General features: G+C 63.3%; 25 protein-coding genes. 17 read left to right on the top strand and 8 right to left on the bottom strand.

Annotated elements, in window-relative coordinates:
- Nucleotides 1-22: 22 nt before the first annotated feature.
- The 8 genes from H6955_03380 to H6955_03345 form a co-directional block, all read right to left on the bottom strand.
- Complete coding sequence (locus tag H6955_03380) at nucleotides 23-367, bottom strand: hypothetical protein (GenBank protein MCP5312571.1); 345 nt, start codon at nucleotides 365-367, stop codon at nucleotides 23-25.
- Between the two features lie 31 nt (nucleotides 368-398).
- Nucleotides 399-845 (bottom strand): hypothetical protein, encoded by a 447-nt coding sequence (locus tag H6955_03375; GenBank protein ID MCP5312570.1) that lies wholly within the window; start codon nucleotides 843-845, stop codon nucleotides 399-401.
- Nucleotides 846-971: 126 nt separating this feature from the next.
- Nucleotides 972-1,409, bottom strand: a complete 438-nt coding sequence (locus tag H6955_03370; protein MCP5312569.1) for a hypothetical protein — start codon at nucleotides 1,407-1,409, stop codon at nucleotides 972-974.
- A 116-nt stretch (nucleotides 1,410-1,525) separates the two neighbouring features.
- On the bottom strand, nucleotides 1,526-1,945 hold the full coding sequence (locus H6955_03365; protein MCP5312568.1) for a hypothetical protein: 420 nt from the start codon (nucleotides 1,943-1,945) through the stop codon (nucleotides 1,526-1,528).
- Between the two features lie 217 nt (nucleotides 1,946-2,162).
- The gene (locus tag H6955_03360) at nucleotides 2,163-2,606 is read right to left on the bottom strand and encodes a bacteriohemerythrin (GenBank protein ID MCP5312567.1); all 444 of its coding nucleotides are present in this window, start codon (nucleotides 2,604-2,606) and stop codon (nucleotides 2,163-2,165) included.
- A gap of 186 nt (nucleotides 2,607-2,792) precedes the next feature.
- Nucleotides 2,793-3,308, bottom strand: coding sequence for a hypothetical protein (locus tag H6955_03355; GenBank protein MCP5312566.1), 516 nt, complete (start codon nucleotides 3,306-3,308; stop codon nucleotides 2,793-2,795).
- A gap of 38 nt (nucleotides 3,309-3,346) precedes the next feature.
- Nucleotides 3,347-3,748 (bottom strand): hypothetical protein, encoded by a 402-nt coding sequence (locus H6955_03350; GenBank protein MCP5312565.1) that lies wholly within the window; start codon nucleotides 3,746-3,748, stop codon nucleotides 3,347-3,349.
- Nucleotides 3,749-3,785: 37 nt separating this feature from the next.
- On the bottom strand, nucleotides 3,786-4,160 hold the full coding sequence (locus tag H6955_03345) for a hypothetical protein (protein MCP5312564.1): 375 nt from the start codon (nucleotides 4,158-4,160) through the stop codon (nucleotides 3,786-3,788).
- A 174-nt stretch (nucleotides 4,161-4,334) separates the two neighbouring features.
- Between H6955_03345 and H6955_03340 the strand changes: the two genes are divergently transcribed.
- From H6955_03340 to cheY, 17 genes are all read left to right on the top strand, one after another.
- Nucleotides 4,335-5,270: an ABC transporter ATP-binding protein gene (locus H6955_03340; protein MCP5312563.1), complete on the top strand. Its 936-nt coding sequence runs from the start codon at nucleotides 4,335-4,337 to the stop codon at nucleotides 5,268-5,270.
- Complete coding sequence (locus H6955_03335; protein MCP5312562.1) at nucleotides 5,270-6,043, top strand: ABC transporter permease; 774 nt, start codon at nucleotides 5,270-5,272, stop codon at nucleotides 6,041-6,043. Before H6955_03340 ends, H6955_03335 begins: the two co-directional genes overlap by 1 nt.
- Nucleotides 6,043-7,332: an MFS transporter gene (locus H6955_03330; protein ID MCP5312561.1), complete on the top strand. Its 1,290-nt coding sequence runs from the start codon at nucleotides 6,043-6,045 to the stop codon at nucleotides 7,330-7,332. The genes H6955_03335 and H6955_03330 overlap by 1 nt, the downstream gene beginning before the upstream one ends.
- Nucleotides 7,333-8,016, top strand: a complete 684-nt coding sequence (locus H6955_03325; GenBank protein MCP5312560.1) for a zinc metallopeptidase — start codon at nucleotides 7,333-7,335, stop codon at nucleotides 8,014-8,016.
- A 209-nt stretch (nucleotides 8,017-8,225) separates the two neighbouring features.
- A complete protein-coding gene (locus tag H6955_03320; GenBank protein ID MCP5312559.1) occupies nucleotides 8,226-8,738 on the top strand; it encodes a flagellar basal body-associated FliL family protein in 513 nt (170 codons plus the stop codon).
- Between the two features lie 2 nt (nucleotides 8,739-8,740).
- Nucleotides 8,741-9,796, top strand: coding sequence for a flagellar motor switch protein FliM (gene fliM, locus H6955_03315; GenBank protein MCP5312558.1), 1,056 nt, complete (start codon nucleotides 8,741-8,743; stop codon nucleotides 9,794-9,796).
- 16 nt (nucleotides 9,797-9,812) lie between these two features.
- On the top strand, nucleotides 9,813-10,220 hold the full coding sequence (fliN, locus tag H6955_03310) for a flagellar motor switch protein FliN (GenBank protein MCP5312557.1): 408 nt from the start codon (nucleotides 9,813-9,815) through the stop codon (nucleotides 10,218-10,220).
- Nucleotides 10,221-10,278: 58 nt separating this feature from the next.
- Nucleotides 10,279-10,710, top strand: coding sequence for a flagellar biosynthetic protein FliO (locus H6955_03305; protein MCP5312556.1), 432 nt, complete (start codon nucleotides 10,279-10,281; stop codon nucleotides 10,708-10,710).
- Nucleotides 10,707-11,441, top strand: coding sequence for a flagellar type III secretion system pore protein FliP (fliP, locus tag H6955_03300; GenBank protein ID MCP5312555.1), 735 nt, complete (start codon nucleotides 10,707-10,709; stop codon nucleotides 11,439-11,441). The genes H6955_03305 and fliP overlap by 4 nt, the downstream gene beginning before the upstream one ends.
- Before the next feature lie 10 nt (nucleotides 11,442-11,451).
- Entirely contained in the window at nucleotides 11,452-11,721 is a 270-nt protein-coding gene (gene fliQ / locus H6955_03295) for a flagellar biosynthesis protein FliQ (protein ID MCP5312554.1), read from the top strand.
- A gap of 8 nt (nucleotides 11,722-11,729) precedes the next feature.
- A complete protein-coding gene (gene fliR / locus H6955_03290) occupies nucleotides 11,730-12,506 on the top strand; it encodes a flagellar biosynthetic protein FliR (protein ID MCP5312553.1) in 777 nt (258 codons plus the stop codon).
- A 6-nt stretch (nucleotides 12,507-12,512) separates the two neighbouring features.
- Entirely contained in the window at nucleotides 12,513-13,649 is a 1,137-nt protein-coding gene (gene flhB / locus H6955_03285) for a flagellar biosynthesis protein FlhB (protein ID MCP5312552.1), read from the top strand.
- A gap of 41 nt (nucleotides 13,650-13,690) precedes the next feature.
- Nucleotides 13,691-15,793, top strand: coding sequence for a flagellar biosynthesis protein FlhA (flhA, locus tag H6955_03280; protein MCP5312551.1), 2,103 nt, complete (start codon nucleotides 13,691-13,693; stop codon nucleotides 15,791-15,793).
- A gap of 42 nt (nucleotides 15,794-15,835) precedes the next feature.
- The gene (flhF, locus tag H6955_03275; protein MCP5312550.1) at nucleotides 15,836-16,999 is read left to right on the top strand and encodes a flagellar biosynthesis protein FlhF; all 1,164 of its coding nucleotides are present in this window, start codon (nucleotides 15,836-15,838) and stop codon (nucleotides 16,997-16,999) included.
- Nucleotides 16,986-17,873, top strand: coding sequence for a MinD/ParA family protein (locus H6955_03270; GenBank protein ID MCP5312549.1), 888 nt, complete (start codon nucleotides 16,986-16,988; stop codon nucleotides 17,871-17,873). Before flhF ends, H6955_03270 begins: the two co-directional genes overlap by 14 nt.
- On the top strand, nucleotides 17,870-18,625 hold the full coding sequence (locus H6955_03265) for an RNA polymerase sigma factor FliA (protein MCP5312548.1): 756 nt from the start codon (nucleotides 17,870-17,872) through the stop codon (nucleotides 18,623-18,625). Before H6955_03270 ends, H6955_03265 begins: the two co-directional genes overlap by 4 nt.
- A gap of 117 nt (nucleotides 18,626-18,742) precedes the next feature.
- Nucleotides 18,743-19,129: a chemotaxis response regulator CheY gene (gene cheY / locus H6955_03260; protein MCP5312547.1), complete on the top strand. Its 387-nt coding sequence runs from the start codon at nucleotides 18,743-18,745 to the stop codon at nucleotides 19,127-19,129.
- Nucleotides 19,130-19,132: the final 3 nt, after the last annotated feature.

Below are 19,132 nucleotides of genomic sequence, written 5' to 3'. Positions count from 1 at the left end.
ACCGGGCATCGACTGCGCCGGGTCAATTGCGCGGTGGTTGTCTCGCGATACGGTAGCTGTCGACGATGCCGATCAGCCAGGTGACCGTCAGAACCGTGGTCGCGAGGCCGAGGTGCGGTGCGCGATCGTTGCGGCTCAGGTCGTTGATCTGTTGGGTCAGCGTCGCAAGATCGGGTTGTGCCTGGCCCTGCACGATCTGTTCTCCGACCTGCAGAGCGACTTCGGTTGCGCCCGCCAGCAACACATACAACGCGGCCAGTGCGACGCCCGCGAGCAGCCCGCCGGCCAGGAAACGGCGCAGATAGAGGTGTCCGGCACCCGGCAATACCAGTGCTGACAGAAGTACCGCGGTAATCGTCTTGCCCATGAGGTTCCGAGAGTGCCGGAGATCCGTCTGCTTAGACGCCGTTGCCGATCAGCGCAACATACGCCATTGCGGCGAGCGCGGTAAGACCCAGCAACAGCAATGCGCGGCCTGCGATGCGTCGCCAGGTCGCGGTCGTGGCGGCGCGAAATTCGGCCTGCAGCGACGGCTCCTTGGCCAGGTGGCGCTCCACCGCCTCCTTTGCATCCTTGAGGCCGAGACCGGTGGCCTCGCGCGTGTGCCGGATCGCGTCGATCAGCCTGCCGTGACGCAGTGCGAGCGCGGCCTGCAACGGAATCGCGACATCGCCCGTCTCGAGCGGTGCTCTCGTGGTGCCTGCGAGCCAGGCATCGACCGCCTGCTTGGCCTCCATCAGGCCCAGGCCAGTCTGCTCGCGGGTCAGCCGAATGGCTTCGATCAGATTGCCGCGCCTGGCTGCCTGTTGCGCGGCCGGTGGCACTCGAGAAGTTGTTTCGCTCATGGTCGAGGCTTCCGCGAGATGCTCGGCATGCGCGGCTTCACGATCCGTGCGCGGTAGGGGATTGTGTCGCCGGCCGCCGCGACGTCCGACCGGCCGAGCACGTGCCGGTGGTCGGCGTTGCGATCATCAACTGCCCGCCTGGAACAGGAAGTGGTGATTCTCGAACAGTCGGAACTCGTCGTCGGAAATGCTGCTGAGATCGATCTCCAGGCGTGCCTCGGAGATCGGCAGATCCTCGTGGTGCTGCCAGGTGTCGACACAATCGACGGCCTCGCCCTCGTCGAGCAGGCTGCGGATCACCGCGACCAGTTCGATGGTGGCGTCGATCTCGTCGGGTTCCTCCGGATACCAGTCGACCGGCCGGCCGAAACCGAGGTCGCGGCTGTGCAAGTGGCGGAAGGTGCAGCTGCAACCCGCCTTCGAGGCGACGTACCAGCGGTGCGCGTGGCGCAGCAGTTGCGCATCGGCGATCTTCGGCAGCACCCGGGTGAAGCGCACCAGTTCGCTGTTGAATTGGGCGAGATCTCTATCCGATGTGGTGCTCAAAAGCAGGATATAACACATAAGCCTGGACTAATTTTCTAATTTTACGCCTGGATGATTGCCCACGGATCTTGGTGTCCGCTCACGGAGTAGCAGCGGCAGACTTGGCGCCAGGTTTAGTCTGCGACCGGGTTCAGTCAGCGGTTGTCCAACAATACCTCCTCCACGCGTCCGCTGTACTGGGGATCGAGGATGATCCAGACGCTGCCACCGATCGCCGTCGTGCGGTACAGGATGCCTTTCTCCCGCAGGCGTGCCTCGACGCCGGGCAACTGCCCCGGTACGGGTGCGAATGAGCGTCCGTCCGGCAGGATTTCCTGGGTGACCGCATCGCCAAGGTCCTGGATGCGCTGCGCGTCGGAGCGCAGGAAACGCAGTGTCTCGGTGTCTTCCTCGCGGTACCAGACGTCCTCGGCGTCGAGCCGGGCGAGCAACGCAGTGCGAATCTCGGGTGGCAGTCTGACCGGATAGGCGAGCGTCAGTACCTGCGTATAGAAAAAGTACGCGCCGGCAGCCAGCAGCAGTACCGCGACGATGAGCACCCGCGTGCGTGTCATCGACGGCACCCAGACCAGGGGGAGCGGGGGCCCGCGCCTGGCGTCGGTTGGCACATGCCTGCGGGTGCGCGGAGGTCGAATCGTTCGGTGTTCACGGCGTGTCGGAGCGGAAATCCAGAGTAGGCGAGATGATCGCCCCGATTGGCGGCGAACGCCAGGCCCATGCCGGGATGGGTAGCGATGCCGGGGATAGGCGCGTCCCGTGGCGGCCCGCAAATCAGTCAAACAGTCGGCTCAGCGCATTGCCGATCCAGCCCTTGTTCCTGTTCAGCGACTTCTGAGCGTAGGGCGCGTAGTCGGTGTCGGCATTGCGGATGTGGTTGGTGAGCCAGATCTGCAGTTCCGACATCAGGCGCCGCGTGACGTCCTTGCCGGCCCGGTGCTGTTCCACGAACTTGTCGATATGCGCGACGTACGACCTGTGGACCTGTTTGTGCGATTCGGACAGGGGATAGCCGGATCGGGCCATCAGGTCCTCTTCGAAAGCGAAATGCGTCCGCGTGTAGTCCACCAGGTTCGACAGGATTTCGCCGATGCGGGCCCGGTCATCGTCTTTCCGGGCCAGGTCGAGTTCGTTGATGTAGTCGACGATGCGGCGGTGTTGGCCATCGATCACGTCGACACCGACCGACAGCGACGGGTCCCAGGTCCAGTAAGTCATCGGTCTTCTCCCGTGCTGTTGCCGCGTGCCCCAAGCATTTGCGCACACCGGTACCCGCGCCCACCGACGACGAAGCGCGAGGTCTGAACTGGCCAATTGCCTGTACCTGGGGTATCGACTGACCGACGGTCGGCTTGAGCGGCCACCGGTTGCCACCCGGCGGCCCGTCAGGCGGGTGAGATGCCGTCAGCCGGTGGAATGGCAGGCGTTCAGATAGCTGAAGAAGGCATCGGGATCGTCGAGTCTGTCCTCGGGGAACAAGAAAGCGAATGCCGTATCGAGGAACACCATGGTCACGCCGTCGACGCGCTCGATGCGTTTCACCACGGACCAGGCATGCGTCGCGTGATAGGTCGCCGCTTCCGATTCGATCCCCTGTTCCGAGATCTCGAAGCGGTGTTCACCCACGAAGGGACCCTCGTCGGACGGCGCAAACCGCCTGGCGATGCGCTGCACGTCGTACACGACCTGTACCGCGATGACCAGGAACACCGACCCGACGAAAACCGCGGTGGGCCAGTGAAGACCGCCCATCCGGTCCAGCACGGTCAAACCCACGACGGCGAGCACCGTCCACAGCAGGATGTTGCCGATATGCCAGGCAAAGGGCCGTTCAGCCGACCGACGTATCTCTTTCTGCACGTGTTTCTGGAACCGTTCCCAGTCGGCGCGTTCCAACCTGACCGTGATCTTCATACTCATGACTGATGTTCCGTCGGCCGCAGGCGGCCACCTCCGTGTCAAAAATCCAGCGCAAGACGCCAGCGCACCTCGGCGTCGCGGGCGTGTTCCAGCACCAGGGCGTATTCCACGAGTTCTCCGACGATGGCCTCGGCGTCGTGCAGCGCATCGGGATTGGCCACCAGGTGCCGCTGCAATGCGCGGACCGTCGCCAGACCCTGGTCTGCGTCGAACCACTCGACCTGGGGCCAGTCGCCCGGCATGTCGAATCCGTCGTCGTCGAGGAGATCGGCCAGTTCGTCCGGGTCCTCGCTGACGAAATCGGTCAGCGGGCGCACGCCCAGTGACCGGCACAGGGCCGCCAGCGCCTTCTCCCCGGCATGGGCGATCGCCTTGCCGTTGACGAAGGGGTCAAGGCCGGGCACCTCGTCCTCGAGAACGATGTAATAGGCGACACTCATCGGCGTACTCCCCTCGGATTTCTGGATCGGCGGCCGGTCAGGGTTCGTCCACCGGCTCGGTCAGGAACACCCCCGCCTTGCGGGTGCACGGCACCCACCACAGGATCAGCAGTACCGTCGCGATGTACACGGCCAGCGCGAGGGTGTCGAGTGGCACCCTATGTCCGCCGATCGACAACGCGGTGTCGAACAGCGATGCGACCAGCACCGGGATGTACAGCGCCGCGCCCCATGCCAGCCATTTCCGTTGGCAGCGGTCGAGCCGCTGGCGTGCACCGAACAGGTTGTCGCGGATGTTTCGCCCACAGCTGGGGCACAGGAATCCTGTCGGATAACCACGGCTGAAGCCGTCGACGGCACCTTCGGCCGGAAAGACCGCGTGGCAGTAGTAGCACTGGTACTCGGCACCCATCCCTGACTCGCTTTCGAATGTTCGGCGTCGCGCCGTCCCTGGACCCATAGCGACCGCAGCAAGCCGATCGTTAGCGGGGTGATCCGTCCGTCGCAGGCAGGTGCGGGTATGGCCGGCGGGGCTTGGACGTGATGCGTGATCTACAATGCCCGTTCCACTCTCCCGAGTCCGACGATGAAGGCGCTGGCGATCCACAATCTGCACAAGACCTATCGCAACGGCCATCAGGCCCTGCGCGGCATCGACCTCGAGGTCGACGAAGGCGATTTTTTTGCGCTGCTCGGCCCGAATGGTGCGGGTAAATCCACCGCAATCGGCATCGTCAGTTCGCTGGTGAACAAGACGTCCGGGTCGGTGACCGTGTTCGGTCACGACCTCGACCGCGACCCTTCGGCGGTCAAGGCGTGCATCGGGCTGGTACCCCAGGAGTTCAACTTCAATCAGTTCGAGCCGGTGGTCGAGATCGTGGTCAACCAGGCCGGCTATTACGGGATACCGCGACGCGAAGCCTATGTGCGAGCCGAGGCGTCACTGAAACAGCTCGATCTGTGGGCGAAGCGCGATGTCCAGGCGCGCGAGTTGTCTGGCGGAATGAAACGCCGGCTGATGATCGCCCGCGCACTGGTGCATCGCCCGCGCCTGCTGATCCTCGACGAACCCACAGCGGGTGTCGATATCGAGATCCGTCGTTCGATGTGGGACTTTCTGCGTCAGATCAACGCCGACGGCACGACCATCATTCTGACCACCCACTACCTCGAAGAGGCCGAGAGCCTGTGTCGGCACATCGCGATCATCAACAATGGGGTGATCGCGGAGCGCGCGCGCATGGCGGAACTGCTGCGCCGTCTGCACACCCAGAGTTTCGTGCTCGACCTGCGAGATGAGATCGACGCAATCGACGAGATCCCGGGGTTTTCCGTGCACATGCTCGATGGCAGCACGCTGGAGGTCGTGGTCGGGCGTGACGCCGGCCTCTCTCCGCTGTTCGCCGAATTGCATGCGCGCGGCATCGAGGTGGTCAGTCTGCGCAACAAGCAGAACCGCCTCGAGCAACTGTTCATCGACATGGTCAAGGGCGCGGCCAGCGGCAGGGGGGAGCACGGCTGATGCGCACGGCGGTTTATTGGGTCGCTTTCAAGACCATCGTTACCAAAGAGATCCTGCGCTTCGTGCGCATCTGGGTGCAGACCGTGCTGCCGCCGGCCATCACGATGGCACTCTATTTCGTGATCTTCGGCAAGCTGATCGGTGCGCAGATCGGTGACATGGACGGTTTCCGCTATATCGATTTCATCGTTCCCGGATTGATCCTGATGTCGGTGATCTCGAACAGTTATGCGAACGTGGTGTCGAGCTTCTACAGCAGCAAGTTCCAGCACAACGTCGAGGAGTTGCTGATTGCGCCTCTGCCGAATTTCATCATCCTTGCCGGATATGTCGCCGGCGGGGTCGCGCGTGGCGTCGTGGTCGGCGTGGTGGTCACCTTGGTGTCGCTGTTCTTCACCGACCTCGATATCCACAGCTATGTCGTGACCTTCGCGGTGTTCGTGCTCACGTCGGTGTTGTTCTCCACCGCAGGATTCATCAATGCGGTCTACGCGAACAGTTTCGACGACATCTCGATCGTACCCACCTTCGTGCTCACCCCTCTGACCTACCTTGGCGGCGTCTTCTATTCGATCAGCCTGCTGCCGCCGTTCTGGCAGTCGGTGTCGCTGGCGAACCCGGTGCTGTACATGGTGAATGCCTTTCGCTACGGGTTGCTCGGGGTCAGTGACATTGCGATGTGGCAGGCATTCGCGATCATCATCGGTTTCATCGTGGTGCTCGGCGCGTTCGCGATGTGGCTGCTGGCGCGCGGCGTGGGGATCAAGAGCTGATGGCCGGAGCCGAGGTGCCGCGGCGTCGCGCCCAGTGGTCCTGGGCCTTGTATGACTGGGCCAACTCGGCGTTCGCCACCACGGTGATGGCTGGATTCTTTCCGGTGTTCTTCAAGTCGTACTGGGCGGGCGGGATGCCGGCCACCGAAAGCACCTGGGTGTTGGGTATGGCCAATGCGGTCGCCTCGCTGCTCGTGGTGTTGCTCGCGCCCCTGCTCGGTGTGATCGCCGATCGCAGCGGCCGCAAGAAGGGCATTCTGCTGACGCTGGCCGCACTGGGCGTGTTGATGAGTGGCGGCCTGTTTCTGGTTGCCGAAGGTTACTGGCTGGTCGCGGCCGGCATGTACGTGCTCGGCGTGGTCGGTTTTGCCGGCGGCAATGTCACCTACGATGCGATGTTGCTGGACGTGGCCACACATGACGAGCTGGAACGCGTCTCGGCACTCGGCTATGCGCTCGGATACCTCGGTGGCGGCCTGTTGTTCGCGGTCGACGTGTTGATGGTCCTGTATCCCGAATGGTTCGGCCTGCCCGACAAGGCCGCCGCGGTGCGGGTCGCGTTTCTCGGTGTCGCGCTGTGGTGGGCGCTGTTTTCGCTACCGGTGCTTCTGTTCGTTCACGAGGTGCCGCGCCAGCCGGGGGCGAGCCTGGCGCGCGGGGTACGCGAGACCCTGCAGACCCTCTATGCGACCTGGCGGCTGTTGCGCCGCCTGCGCATGGCATTCACCTTCCTGCTCGCCTACTGGTGCTACATCGACGGTGTCGACACCATCGTACGTATGGCGGTCGATTACGGCCTGTCGCTCGGCTTCGCCGCGGACGGTCTGCTGACGGCGCTGCTGATCACCCAGTTCGTCGGGTTTCCGGCAGCGCTGCTGTTTGGCCGGATTGGTGACCGCATCGGCGCGCAAGGCGCGATCTGGCTGGCGTTGGTGGTCTACGTGATCGTGGTGTTCTGGGCCTGGAGGATGACCGCGCCCTGGGAGTTCTACGGCCTGGCTGCGACCATCGGGCTGGTGCAGGGCGGTATCCAGTCGATGAGCCGTGCACTGTTCGCGCGCCTGATCCCGGCGGAACATGCGGCCGCACTGTTCGGTCTGTACAACATGATGGGCAAGTTTGCCGCGGTGGTCGGGCCTTTGCTGGTCGGCTGGGTCGCGTTGTTGAGCGGCAGCGCGCGTAGCGCGATCCTCAGCGTGTTGTTGCTGTTCGTGCTCGGCGGCTGGCTGCTGTCACGCGTGCGGGTCGCGGAAGGCGAGCGGGAGGCGGCCGCGTTGACTGGGGGTTGAATGCTTTACCTGATTGGTCTGCTCGTACTGTTGGCGGTTGTCTTCCTGCCCCAGGTCTGGGTGCAGCGCGTACTGGCGCGTTACAACCGGTCGCCAGAGGCGAACTTCCCGGGTACCGGCGGCGAGTTCGCGCGGCATCTGCTGGAGCGGCTCGGGCTTCACGAGGTGCAGGTCGAAAAGACCGAACAGGGCGATCACTACGACCCGAACGCGCGCTGCGTCCGCCTGACCGCCGACAAGTTCGATGGGCGGACACTGACCGCGATCACGGTCGCCGCGCATGAATGCGGGCACGCGTTGCAACACGCCGGCGGAGAGCGGCTTTTTCGACTGCGCACCCATCTGGCGAGAACCGCGGTCGGCGCGGCGCAGATCGGTTCATTGCTGGTGTTCGCCGCGCCGATGCTCGGGGTCTTGTCGCGCGCGCCGTCACCGGCGCTGCTGTCCCTGCTCGGTGGCTTCCTGATCATGGGTTTCGGTGTGCTGGTGCAACTGGTCACCCTGCCGGTCGAGATCGACGCGAGTTTCCGCAAGGCGCTGCCGGTGCTGGAAGCCGGCTATCTGGAGCCGGCCCAGGTCCCTGCGGCACGTCGTATCCTGCGCGCGGCCGCCTGGACCTATGTCGCCGCATCGCTCGCCAGTCTGCTGAATTTCTGGCGTTGGCTGGCGGTACTGCGCCGCTGAAAGCGGCTGTTCGGCCCCCCGTCGTCCGCCGGTTTTTTGCCTGTGCGATCTCTGCAACGTCGTCAAATCCCTGACGGTGGTGCCGTGCCGGATTCTAAGTAACTGAAATAAAAACATAAAAAATCCCATTGTCTCTGGCATAGCCTTTGCAGACCCCTGCTGCAGAGTCGCCAATGCGGCGACCGAGCCAACTCAGGAGCAGGGCGTCCATGGCCGACGAGAAAGACATCACCGGAGACCAGCCAGCCGCTGGCGGCAAGAAAAAGCTGATCGTCATCCTCGCGGTCGTCGTGTTGCTGGTGCTCGGTGCTGGCGGCGCGGCGTTTTTCCTGGTCGGTGGCGACGAGCCCGAGAGCGCCGAAGGCGAGCAGGGCGAAGCCCCGGTGGTCGCGGTCGAGGAAGGTGAGCCGATGTACCACAAGTTCGACCCGGAGTTCGTGGTCAGCCTGCCGCCGGGCGGCCCCGTCGGCATGCTGCAGATCGCGATCGAGGTCATGACGCGGACCCCCAGCGTGCTGCAGACACTTGAGGTCAACGATCCGATGCTGCGCCATCACATGCTCAATCTTCTGGAGGACCAGCAGGCCGCCGACCTGATGACCCTGGAGGGCAAGCAGCGGCTGCGGGATGCGATAGGGGAGTTGCTCGGTGAGAAGCTCAAGGAACTCGGTGAGCCCGGCACGATCAAGGGCGTCTATTTCACTCAACTGGTGATGCAATAACCATGTCCGGGTCGGATCTACTCTCTCAAGACGAAATCGACGCGCTGCTGCACGGCGTCGACAGCGGCGACGTCGAGACCGGCACCGACGAGGCGGTCGATCCGGCGGTCGCGCGCAACTATGACTTCGCCAGCCAGGACCGGATCGTCCGTGGCCGCCTGCCGACGCTCGAGATGATCAACGAGCGTTTCGCGCGTTACTTCCGTACCAGTCTGTTCAACATGCTGCGGCGCAGTGCGGATATCTCGGTGTCCGGCGTGCAGATGCTGAAGTTCTCGGAGTTCGTGCACAGCCTGTTCGTACCGACGAGCCTGAACATCACCAAGGTGACCCCGTTGCGCGGCAAGTCGCTGTTCGTGCTGGACCCCAAACTGGTGTTCAGTGTGGTCGACAGTTTCTTCGGTGGCACCGGGCGGTTCCACACGAAGATCGAGGGTCGCGACTTCACACCGACCGAGGTGCGCGTGATCCAGATGTTGCTGGGCATCGCCTACGGCGATCTGAGGCTCGCATGGCAGCCGGTGCTGGACATCGAATTCGAGTACATGAACTCGGAAGTCAACCCGCAGTTCGCGAACATCGTCTCGCCGTCCGAGGTTGTCGTCGTGACCACTTTCAACGTCGATCTCGAATCGGGTGGCGGCGATTTCTACATCTGTCTGCCATACGCGATGCTGGAACCGATTCGCGACCTGCTCGACGCCGGTGTGCAGAGCGACCGCGGCGAGCGTGACGAGCGCTGGGAACTGGCGATGCGTGAAGAGGTCCTGGGTGCCAGCGTCGAGATCAGCAGCGTGTTCGGTGAAGCGACCTTGCCGTTGCGCGACGTGGCCGGGCTGAAGGTGGGCGACATCATACCTCTGGATGTCAAAGACGAGGTCGAGGTATGCGCGGAAAACCTGCCGATCTTCCGGGGTCGCGTGGGCGTCCACAACAACAGCTACGCAATCAAGATTTCCGACTGGATTCAACGCAGCGGCAGTCGCCAGCTGCACGAACTCATCCTGGCCCCGAAACAGGGCAAGGAAACCGGCCTGGTGCCGGGCAAACAGGCATGACGAGGCGGGTTAAGCGATGACCGATGATCAGAAAAGCGCAGACGAGGCCCTGGCCGACGAATGGGCGGCGGCGCTGGAAGAGCAGGGGCCGGGCGACACCATGGCCGAGGCTGCACACTTTCAGCAGCTGCAACCCGATGCGCCGGGTCTCGGCGCCGGTGACGTGAAAATCGACGCGATTCTCGATGTTCCCATCACCATCTCGATGGAGATCGGTCGTGCGCGGATCAATATCCGCAACCTGTTGCAGCTCAACCAGGGATCGGTCGTCGAACTCGACCGTCTGGCGGGTGAGCCCATGGATGTCCTGGTCAACGGTACCTTGATCGCTCAGGGCGAGGTGGTCGTGGTCAACGAGAAGTTCGGTATCCGACTGACCGACATCGTGAGCCCGTCCGACCGGGTCAAGAAGCTGAGCGCGTAAGCCCGATGAACAGCTTGTTCGCGTCACACAGTCCAGGTCCAGTTTTCCGGTAAGGATCATGCACTACCTACTCCTGATCGCCGTGCCCCTCGCTTCATTCGCACAGGCTAGCGGGGCGGCACCGGGCGAGGTCTCTTCGCGCCTTGCCGAAACGCCGCTCAGCAGCGCCAACCTGATCGACACCGGGCTCGGGCTGGTGGTGGTCCTGGCCGTCATGCTGGCACTTGCATGGCTGGTGAAGCGGTTCGTGCATACGCCCGGAATCGCCAAGGGACACGTCCAGGTCCTGGGCGGCGTCTCGCTGGGTGCGCGTGAAAAGGCCGTGTTGTTGTCGGTCGAAGGCCGTCGACTGCTGGTCGGCGTCGCGCCCGGTCGGGTGCAGACGTTGTTGCTGCTCGGCGACACGGAGCCCGACGAGGCGACCTTCGACGCCCATCTGCGCCAGGCGGCGCAATCGCCCCAGGTGGACCACCCGGAGGTCGCACAATGAAACGCCTGGTCTGCTTGATGATCCTGTTGTTCGCGCAGGGAATCCATGCCGCTCCGGGCATCGATGCGCTGACGGTGACACCCGGCACCGACGGCGGACAGACGTACACCCTGTCGATCCAGGTGCTGTTGCTGATGACGGCACTCAGCATGCTGCCGGCCGGCCTGATCCTGATGACGTCGTTCACCCGGATCGTGATCGTGTTGTCGATACTGCGTCAGGCGATGGGTACCGCGCAGACCCCGTCGAATACGATTCTGATCGGCCTTGCGCTGTTCCTGACGTTCTTCATCATGAGCCCGGTTCTGAACGAGGTGTATAGCACCGCATTGCGTCCATACCTTGAGGACCAGATCACCGCGCAGGCGGCGATCGACGCGGCCCAGGTGCCGGTGCGCGAGTTCATGATGGCGCAGACGCGTGACGACGACCTGGCGTTGTTCGCGCGGATCTCCGGCCACGAAGAGTTCCACGCCGAGCAGGAGGTTCCGTTCACTCTGTTGATGCCGGCGTTCGCAACCAGCGAGTTGAAGACGGCGTTTCAGATCGGCTTCCTGCTGTTCATACCGTTTCTGGTGATCGATCTGGTCGTCGCAAGTGTCCTGATGTCGATGGGCATGATGATGCTCTCGCCGCTGATCGTCTCGCTGCCGTTCAAGATCATGCTGTTCGTTCTGGTCGATGGCTGGGCTCTGGTGCTCGGCACACTCGCCACCAGTTTTTACGTTTGAGGAGCCACACATGGACGCAGATACCGTAGTTGGCCTTGGCCGGCAGGCGATGGAGATCACGATACTGCTGGCGGCACCGATCCTGCTCAGCTCGCTCGTCGTCGGTCTGATCATCGCGATGTTCCAGGCGGCGACGCAGATCAACGAAATGACCCTGACGTTCGTGCCCAAGCTGATGACGATCGCTGTCGTATTGATGACCGCCGGACCATGGATGTTGCGTCAGATCACCGGTTTCATGCGACAGCTGGTCGAGAACATCCCCTACCTGATCGGCTGAAAACCGCCATGCAGTTCACCGATGCGCAGATGAGTCAATGGCTGGCCGATTTTTTCTGGCCACTGCTGCGTATCGCCGCGATGTTGACAGCTGCACCGATCTTCAGTGTCCGCCAGGTCCCGGTCAGGTTTCGCATGGTGCTCGCGCTGATGATCACACTGCTGGTGCAGCCGCTGCTGCCGGCCACCCCGGTGATCGACATGTTCAGTCCCGAGGCGCTGTTGATCGCCGGGCAGCAGATCGCAATCGGAGCCGCGCTCGGCCTGCTGCTGCAGATGGCCTTCAATGCCCTGATCATCGGCGGTCAGGTGATGGCGTTCAGCATGGGGCTCGGTTTCGCCAGCATGATGGATCCCGCCAACGGCGTTCAGGTGCCGGTGGTCGCGCAGTTCTGGCTGATCCTCGCGATGCTGGCGTTCCTGTGGATGAACGGTCACCTGGTGTTGATCGGCGCGATCGCCGACAGCTTTGCGGTACTGCCGGTGGCCGTGGACGGATTCGGCAGGGCCGGCATCTGGGACCTGCTTGCCTGGGGTTCACGCATGTTCGCCGCAGGGTTGCTGATGGCGCTTCCAGTGGTGATCTCGTTGCTGCTGGTCAACATCGGAATGGGTGTGATCACGCGTGCCGCACCGCAGCTGAACATCTTCGCCGTCGGCTTCCCGATCACTCTGACACTCGGTTTCCTGCTGATCTGGTTCACCTTGCCACAGGTGATGGTGAACTTCGGCAATCTTGTCGGCGAGGCGTTCACGCACTCTGCCGATGTGCTGTCGCCGAGGTAAGCCGTCATGGCAGAGAATCAGGACGGCCAGGAAAAATCCCATGCCCCGACAGCCAAGCGACGGCAGGAGGCGCGCAGAAAGGGACAGGTACCGCGTTCGCGGGAGCTGAACACGACGGCGATAACAATGTTCGGTGTCGGCACCGTGATCCTGCTCGGTCCGCATTTCGCGAAGGGGTTTCACCGCCTGTTTGAGCAGCAGTTCGTACTCGATCGCACCGACATCTTCGACCCCAATGCGGCAACCAGACATTTCGTGGCGGCGATTCAGGATGCGTTGCTGATGCTCTCACCCTTGTTCGCCGTCATGATCGTGGTTGCAATCCTGTCGTCGATCGCGCTCGGCGGTTTCAACGTCAGTGCCGAGGCGATGAAACCCAAGTTTGGAAAGCTCAATGCCATAAAGGGGCTCAAGCGACTGGTTTCGACGCGCGGGCTGATGGAACTCGTGAAGGCGATTGCCAAGTTCGCGCTGATCGGTTCGGCGACCCTCGCCGTGTTGTACCTGCAGGCCGACAAGGTGGTCGTCCTGGGCAGTCTCAATGTCGAGGAGGCGCTCAGAAGTGGCCTCTCGATTGTCGGTTGGTCGGCTTTGCTGCTGTCGTCGACATTGATCCTGCTGGCGTTGATCGACGTGCCGTTCCAGCTGTGGCAGCACACCAAGGGCCTGAAGATGACCCAGCAGGAGGTGCGCGACGAACTCAAGGATACCGAGGGTCGTCCCGAGGTCCGGTCGCGAATTCGCAAGGTGCAGTTCGAGATGGCCGCGCGGCGCATGATGCAGGAGGTGCCGAAGGCCGACGTGATCGTCACCAACCCCACGCATTATTCGGTGGCGCTGCGTTATGACTCAGACCGGATGAAGGCGCCGGTCGTCGTGGCGAAGGGCAAGGGACTGATCGCGGCCAACATCCGCGAGATCGGCGCACGACACCAGGTGCCGCTGGTCGAGGCGCCGGTGCTGGCACGTGCGATCTATTTCAACACCGAAATCAACCACCCGATCCCGGCGGCGCTGTTCCTCGCGGTCGCCCAGCTGCTGGCCTATGTGTTCCAGCTGCGGGCATACCGTGAAATGGGTGGCGACATCCCGACGCCGCCGCAGGACTACCCGGTGCCGGATGACTACCGGCGTGATGGCTAACCGGCGCCACTGACGCCAGACAACAGGCGGGGAACATCCAGATGGAAGCGGTACTCAACAATATCAGGCAGGCCGGTGCCCGTGGCCTCGGTGCGCCGATCATCATATTGATGCTGCTGGCGATGATCGTGTTGCCGCTGCCGGCGTTCCTGCTCGACCTCTTTTTCACGTTCAACATTGCTCTGTCGCTGGTCGTGCTGCTGGTCACGGTATATGCGCTGCGTCCTCTGGACTTTGCGATGTTTCCATCGATGCTGTTGGTGGCGACACTGCTGCGCCTGGCGCTGAACGTCGCCTCGACCCGGGTTGTGCTGCTGGAAGGGCACAACGGTGGCGACGCCGCCGGCAAGGTGATCGAAGCCTTCGGCGAGTTCGTGGTCGGTGGCAACTACGCCGTCGGCCTGGTGGTCTTCATGATCCTGGTGATCATCAATTTCGTGGTCGTGACCAAGGGTGCGGGGCGCGTGTCGGAGGTCTCGGCGCGGTTCACCCTGGACGCGATGCCGGGTAAGCAGATGGCGATAGACGCCGATCTCAACTCCGGACTGATCGATCAGGACGAGGCGCGCCGGAGGCGCGACGAGATCGCCCGCGAGGCCGATTTTTACGGTGCGATGGACGGTTCGTCGAAGTTCGTGCGTGGTGATGCGGTCGCCGGCATCCTGATCCTGGTGATCAATATCATCGGCGGTCTGGCGATCGGCATGGGCCAGCACGACCTCGACCTGGCGACTGCGATGCGCAACTACGCATTGCTGACGATCGGTGACGGTCTTGTCGCCCAGCTGCCGTCGCTGCTGCTGTCCACCTCTGCGGCGATCATCGTGACCCGCGTGTCGAGCGCCGAAGACCTTGGTAGCCAGGTGTCGACCCAGCTGTTGAACAACCCGCGCGCCCTGGCGATCACCGCGATCCTGCTGGTCATGCTCGGCATGATCCCGGGTATGCCGAACCTGGTGTTCCTGTTGCTCGGAGGCGCCGTCGGCGGCCTTGCCTACACGGTCGTCAAGCGCAACCAGCAACCGGAGAGCGGGCAGCCCGAGGCCGCGGCACCGGTGGTCGCCACGTCAGAGGTCGGCAGCGAGCTGCGCGAGCTGACCTGGCAGGACGTGCACCCGGTCGACGTGATCGGCCTGGAGGTGGGTTACCGGCTGATTCCGCTGGTCGACCGCGACCAGGGCGGTCAGTTGATGAACCGTATCAAGGGTGTGCGCAAGAAGCTGTCCCAGGAGCTCGGCTTCCTGGTGCAGTCGGTGCATATCCGCGACAACCTGGACCTGTCGCCGAACGCCTACCGCATCATTCTGAACGGCGTGCCGGTCGGCGAATCCGAGGTGTTCGTCGATCGCGAACTGGCGATCAATCCGGGCAAGGTGTTCGGCGAGCTGCGCGGTACGCCGACCAAGGATCCGGCATTCGGACTCGATGCGGTGTGGATCGACGGCACGCAACGCGACCAGGCGCAGACCATGGGTTACACCGTGGTCGATGCGAGTACCGTGGTCGCCACCCACCTCAGCGAGCTGCTGCAATCCCACGCGCACGAGCTGCTCGGCCACGACGAGGTCCAGCAGCTGCTCGAAAACCTGGCGCAGGCCGCCCCGAAGCTGGTCGAGGACCTGGTGCCGAAACTGCTGCCGCTGGCGGTCGTGTTGCGGGTGCTGCAGAACCTTCTGCAGGAAGGCGTACCGATCCGCGATATGCGGACGATTGCCGAAACCCTGGCGGAACAGGCGACCAAGAGTCAAGATGCCGGCACTCTGACGGCTTCTGTCAGGGTTGCCCTCGCGCGCTCAATCGTTCAGCAAGTAATTGGTTCTATTGGAGAAATTCCTGTCGTCGTACTCGAGCCCGGGTTGGAACGGCTCTTGCAACAGACCTTGGCAAGCGCGGGAGAGGACGGTGCCGGCGTCGAACCGGGGATGCTCGAGCAGTTGCAGCGGGCCCTGCAGGAGACGGCACGGCAGCAAGAGATCAGCGGTCAGGACACGGTGTTGCTGGTGGCCGCGGCGATTCGCCCCTGGATGGCCAAGTTCGCACGGCACAGTGTCCCGGGGATGCGCGTCCTCTCCTACAACGAGATACCCGACAACCGGCAGATCAAGGTGGTAAGCACGATCGGCCGGAACGCGACAGAGGGCTGAGCACCGCAAGCGGGCCCGGCCGATTGACGAGGACCGCTCGAGATGAAGATCAAGCGTTTTGTAGCCCAGGACATGCGCCAGGCACTGCGCATGGTGCGCGAGGCGCTCGGCGAGGACGCCGTGATCCTGTCCAACAAGACCATCGAGGGCGGTGTCGAACTGACCGCGGCAGTGGACCTGGCCGACGACGTCCAGCCGGACACCGTCGATCACCGGATTCCCCGGCAGTCCGAGGAGCCGGTCGCACCCGCGCATGCGCCGCACCATCAGGAGTCGCTGGAAGACCTGCGTCGGGAGATGCACAACCTGCGGCGCTGGATGCAGGCCGAACTCAGCGGGCTGAGCTGGTACGACCTGGGTCAGCGTTCGCCGCATTCGCAGCAGCTGCTCGGCCAGTTGATGGCACTCGGCCTCGGCGCCGAGTTGGCGCGCAGCCTGGCCGAACGCGTACGCAACATCGAGGACCCGGCCCAGGCCTGGCACAAGGCGCTGTACCTGCTCGCTGCCGAGATCCGGGTATGCGAAGCGGATCCCATCGAACACGGTGGTGTGGTGGCGCTGGTCGGTCCGACCGGGGTGGGCAAGACGACGACGATCGCCAAGATCGCCGCACGGTTCGCGCTGCGCCATGGCCATCGCAATGTCGCATTGATCACCACCGACAGCTTTCGTATCGGTGCGCGTGACCAGCTGCAGACGTACGCACGCATCCTCAACGTCCCGGTTCGCACCGCGACCAGTCGCGAGGAGATGGACACCGCGCTCAACATGCTGGGCGATCGCCGCCTGGTACTGATCGACACGGCCGGCATGGCCGCCGCACACGAACGTATCGTCGATCAGCGCGAGACGCTGGCGGCAGCGGGCAGTGCACTCACCACCTTGTTGACGTTGTCGGCGACCACCGAGGCAGCCGCGGTGCATCGGGCGTTGCGCCTGTTCGCCGAGTTTAAGCCCGATGCCTGTGTGCTGACCAAGCTCGACGAAGCGGCGAGCCTCGGCGGAGTCCTTTCGGCGCTCGTCCAGGCCGGCCTCTCGACCGCGTTCGTAACCGACGGTCAGCGGGTTCCGGAGGACCTGCAACCCGCCCGGGCGCATCCGCTGGTGACACGTGCAGCGGAACTGCTCGCCGAGAATCCGGCTGCGCTCGATCCCGGTTACCTGGCTCTTGCCCTTGGGGGAACCAATATCCATGCCCACGCCTGAAACCCGTCCCGACCAGGCCGCCGGCTTGCGCCGCATGACCCAACCGCACCCGGTACGCGCGATCGCGGTCACCGGCGGCAAGGGCGGTGTGGGCAAGACCAATGTGTCGGTCAACCTGGGCGTAGCGGCCGCCGAGATGGGCCAGCGCGTCATGTTGCTGGACGCCGATCTCGGCTTGGCCAACATCGATGTGGTACTCGGCCTGCACCCGCACTACGACCTGTCACATGTGATGCGCGGCGAACGCCAGCTCAACGAGGTAGTCGTCGAGGGGCCCGCCGGTATGAAGGTGATCCCCGGAGCTTCGGGGGTCAAGGCGCTGGCGGAACTCAGCCCCGCCGAGCATACCGGGTTGATTCGTGCGTTCAGTGAGGTCGCGACCGACACGGATCTGCTGATCGTCGACACCGCTGCCGGGATCTCCGACACGGTGCTGAGCTTTTCGCGTGCGTCGCACGAGATTGTTGTCGTGGTGTGCGACGAGCCCGCATCGATCACCGATGCGTACGCAATCATCAAGTTGTTGAACCGCGACTATGGTCACCAGCGCTTCCGCGTGTTGGCGAACATGGTGCGCAGCGCCCAGGAGGGGCGTGAGCTGTACAACAAGATGTGCCGGGTCACCGACCGCTACCTCGACGTGACCCTCGGCTTCATGGGAGCCGTGCCCTACGACGACAGCCTGCGCAAGGCGGTCAAGTCTCAGCGTCCGGTGGTGCAGGCGTTCCCACGCAGCCGTGTGGCACAGGTGTTTCGCAACCTGGCAAAAAAAATCGAGACATGGCCGCAGCCAGGCGGCGCCAATGGGCAGGTGCAGTTCTTCGTGGAGCGCCTGATCAAGTATTCCAGTGATTATGGGGAGATCGTGCTGTGAGCAATCTTGCGACTTACGGTGCTGTACAGCAGCAGGGGTTCGACGACCTGGTGACGCGCCATGCGCCGCTGGTCAAGCGCATTGCATACCATTTGATGAACCGCCTGCCGCCATCGGTGCAGGCAGAAGACCTGATCCAGGCCGGCATGATCGGCCTGATCGAGGCCAGTCGCAACTACGATCCCAGCCAGGGCGCGAGCTTCGAGACCTATGCCGGCATCCGCATCCGCGGCGCGATGCTCGACGAGATCCGGCGCTCCGACTGGACGCCACGTTCGGTGCACCGCAAGGCGCGCATGGTGGCCGACGCGATGCGCGAGATCGAAAACGCCGAGGGGCGTGATGCGCGCGACGTCGAGGTCGCCGAGTCGCTCGGGATGTCGATCGAGGACTACCACCAGGTCCTGCAGGATGCCTCCGGGGCACGCATCTTCAGCTACGAGGAGCTGTGCGAGGTCGGCGAGGTCGTGCCATGCGAGGGGTCGATGGCACGTCCCAAAAACACCCTCGAAGACGGTCCGGCACGTGGGTTGGAGAAGTCGCATTTCCGCGAGGCGCTGGGGGACGCGATCGCCAGCCTGCCGGAACGCGAGCGCCTGGTGATCGCACTGTACTACGACGAAGAACTCAACCTGCGCGAGATCGGCCAGGTGCTTGGCGTCAGCGAGTCGCGCGTCTGCCAGATTCACAGCCAGGCGGCGTTGCGCCTGCGTTCGCGGTTGTCTGAGTGGCTCTCCGGCGAAGAGATCTGAGGTCCGCCGATTCCGAAAAAAACCTCTTCGGTTTCTCGACGAGTTGCCGATATCCGGGATGACCTAAGTTGAACCAGGGCTCGGTAGGGGCCCTACGTCTCACGTTCGGAGGTAGCTTTGAACAAGAACATGAAGATCCTGATCGTGGATGACTTTTCCACGATGCGCCGGATCATCAAGAACCTGCTGCGGGATCTCGGATTCACCAATACACAGGAAGCGGACGATGGGCTGACTGCGTTGCCGATGTTGCAGAGCGGTAGCTTCGATTTCCTGATCACGGACTGGAACATGCCCGGTATGCAGGGGATCGATCTGCTCAAAGCGGTACGCGCCGATGACAAACTGAAGGGGTTGCCGGTCCTGATGGTGACGGCGGAATCCAAGCGCGACCAGATCGTCGAGGCCGCCCAGGCGGGAGTGAACGGCTACGTGGTGAAACCATTCACCGCTGGCACGCTGGAAGAAAAAATCAGCAAGATTTTCGAGCGCGTTGCGGCATGAATG

It is taken from the genome of Chromatiaceae bacterium, from assembly GCA_024235395.1.
In the GTDB taxonomy this organism is placed as follows: Bacteria; Pseudomonadota; Gammaproteobacteria; order Chromatiales; family Chromatiaceae; genus Thiosocius.
Note: the sequence above shows the minus strand (reverse complement) of the source record. Positions and strands in the feature narration are given on the sequence as shown.

Bases quoted from the DNA above. Each gene is read 5' to 3' on its own strand.
- H6955_03345 (MCP5312564.1), bottom strand. From the start codon at position 4,160: ATGGGTGCCGAGTACCAGTGCTACTACTGCCACGCGGTCTTTCCGGCC.
- H6955_03370 (MCP5312569.1), bottom strand. From the start codon at position 1,409: ATGTGTTATATCCTGCTTTTGAGCACCACATCGGATAGAGATCTCGCC.
- H6955_03270 (MCP5312549.1), top strand. From the start codon at position 16,986: ATGCCCACGCCTGAAACCCGTCCCGACCAGGCCGCCGGCTTGCGCCGC.
- H6955_03350 (MCP5312565.1), bottom strand. From the start codon at position 3,748: ATGAGTGTCGCCTATTACATCGTTCTCGAGGACGAGGTGCCCGGCCTT.
- H6955_03320 (MCP5312559.1), top strand. From the start codon at position 8,226: ATGGCCGACGAGAAAGACATCACCGGAGACCAGCCAGCCGCTGGCGGC.
- H6955_03375 (MCP5312570.1), bottom strand. From the start codon at position 845: ATGAGCGAAACAACTTCTCGAGTGCCACCGGCCGCGCAACAGGCAGCC.
- H6955_03330 (MCP5312561.1), top strand. From the start codon at position 6,043: ATGGCCGGAGCCGAGGTGCCGCGGCGTCGCGCCCAGTGGTCCTGGGCC.
- fliR (MCP5312553.1), top strand. From the start codon at position 11,730: ATGCAGTTCACCGATGCGCAGATGAGTCAATGGCTGGCCGATTTTTTC.
- H6955_03340 (MCP5312563.1), top strand. From the start codon at position 4,335: ATGAAGGCGCTGGCGATCCACAATCTGCACAAGACCTATCGCAACGGC.
- flhB (MCP5312552.1), top strand. From the start codon at position 12,513: ATGGCAGAGAATCAGGACGGCCAGGAAAAATCCCATGCCCCGACAGCC.
- fliQ (MCP5312554.1), top strand. From the start codon at position 11,452: ATGGACGCAGATACCGTAGTTGGCCTTGGCCGGCAGGCGATGGAGATC.
- flhA (MCP5312551.1), top strand. From the start codon at position 13,691: ATGGAAGCGGTACTCAACAATATCAGGCAGGCCGGTGCCCGTGGCCTC.
- H6955_03335 (MCP5312562.1), top strand. From the start codon at position 5,270: ATGCGCACGGCGGTTTATTGGGTCGCTTTCAAGACCATCGTTACCAAA.
- H6955_03305 (MCP5312556.1), top strand. From the start codon at position 10,279: ATGCACTACCTACTCCTGATCGCCGTGCCCCTCGCTTCATTCGCACAG.
- H6955_03355 (MCP5312566.1), bottom strand. From the start codon at position 3,308: ATGAGTATGAAGATCACGGTCAGGTTGGAACGCGCCGACTGGGAACGG.
- fliN (MCP5312557.1), top strand. From the start codon at position 9,813: ATGACCGATGATCAGAAAAGCGCAGACGAGGCCCTGGCCGACGAATGG.
- fliM (MCP5312558.1), top strand. From the start codon at position 8,741: ATGTCCGGGTCGGATCTACTCTCTCAAGACGAAATCGACGCGCTGCTG.
- H6955_03325 (MCP5312560.1), top strand. From the start codon at position 7,333: ATGCTTTACCTGATTGGTCTGCTCGTACTGTTGGCGGTTGTCTTCCTG.
- fliP (MCP5312555.1), top strand. From the start codon at position 10,707: ATGAAACGCCTGGTCTGCTTGATGATCCTGTTGTTCGCGCAGGGAATC.
- H6955_03380 (MCP5312571.1), bottom strand. From the start codon at position 367: ATGGGCAAGACGATTACCGCGGTACTTCTGTCAGCACTGGTATTGCCG.
- H6955_03360 (MCP5312567.1), bottom strand. From the start codon at position 2,606: ATGACTTACTGGACCTGGGACCCGTCGCTGTCGGTCGGTGTCGACGTG.
- flhF (MCP5312550.1), top strand. From the start codon at position 15,836: ATGAAGATCAAGCGTTTTGTAGCCCAGGACATGCGCCAGGCACTGCGC.
- H6955_03365 (MCP5312568.1), bottom strand. From the start codon at position 1,945: ATGACACGCACGCGGGTGCTCATCGTCGCGGTACTGCTGCTGGCTGCC.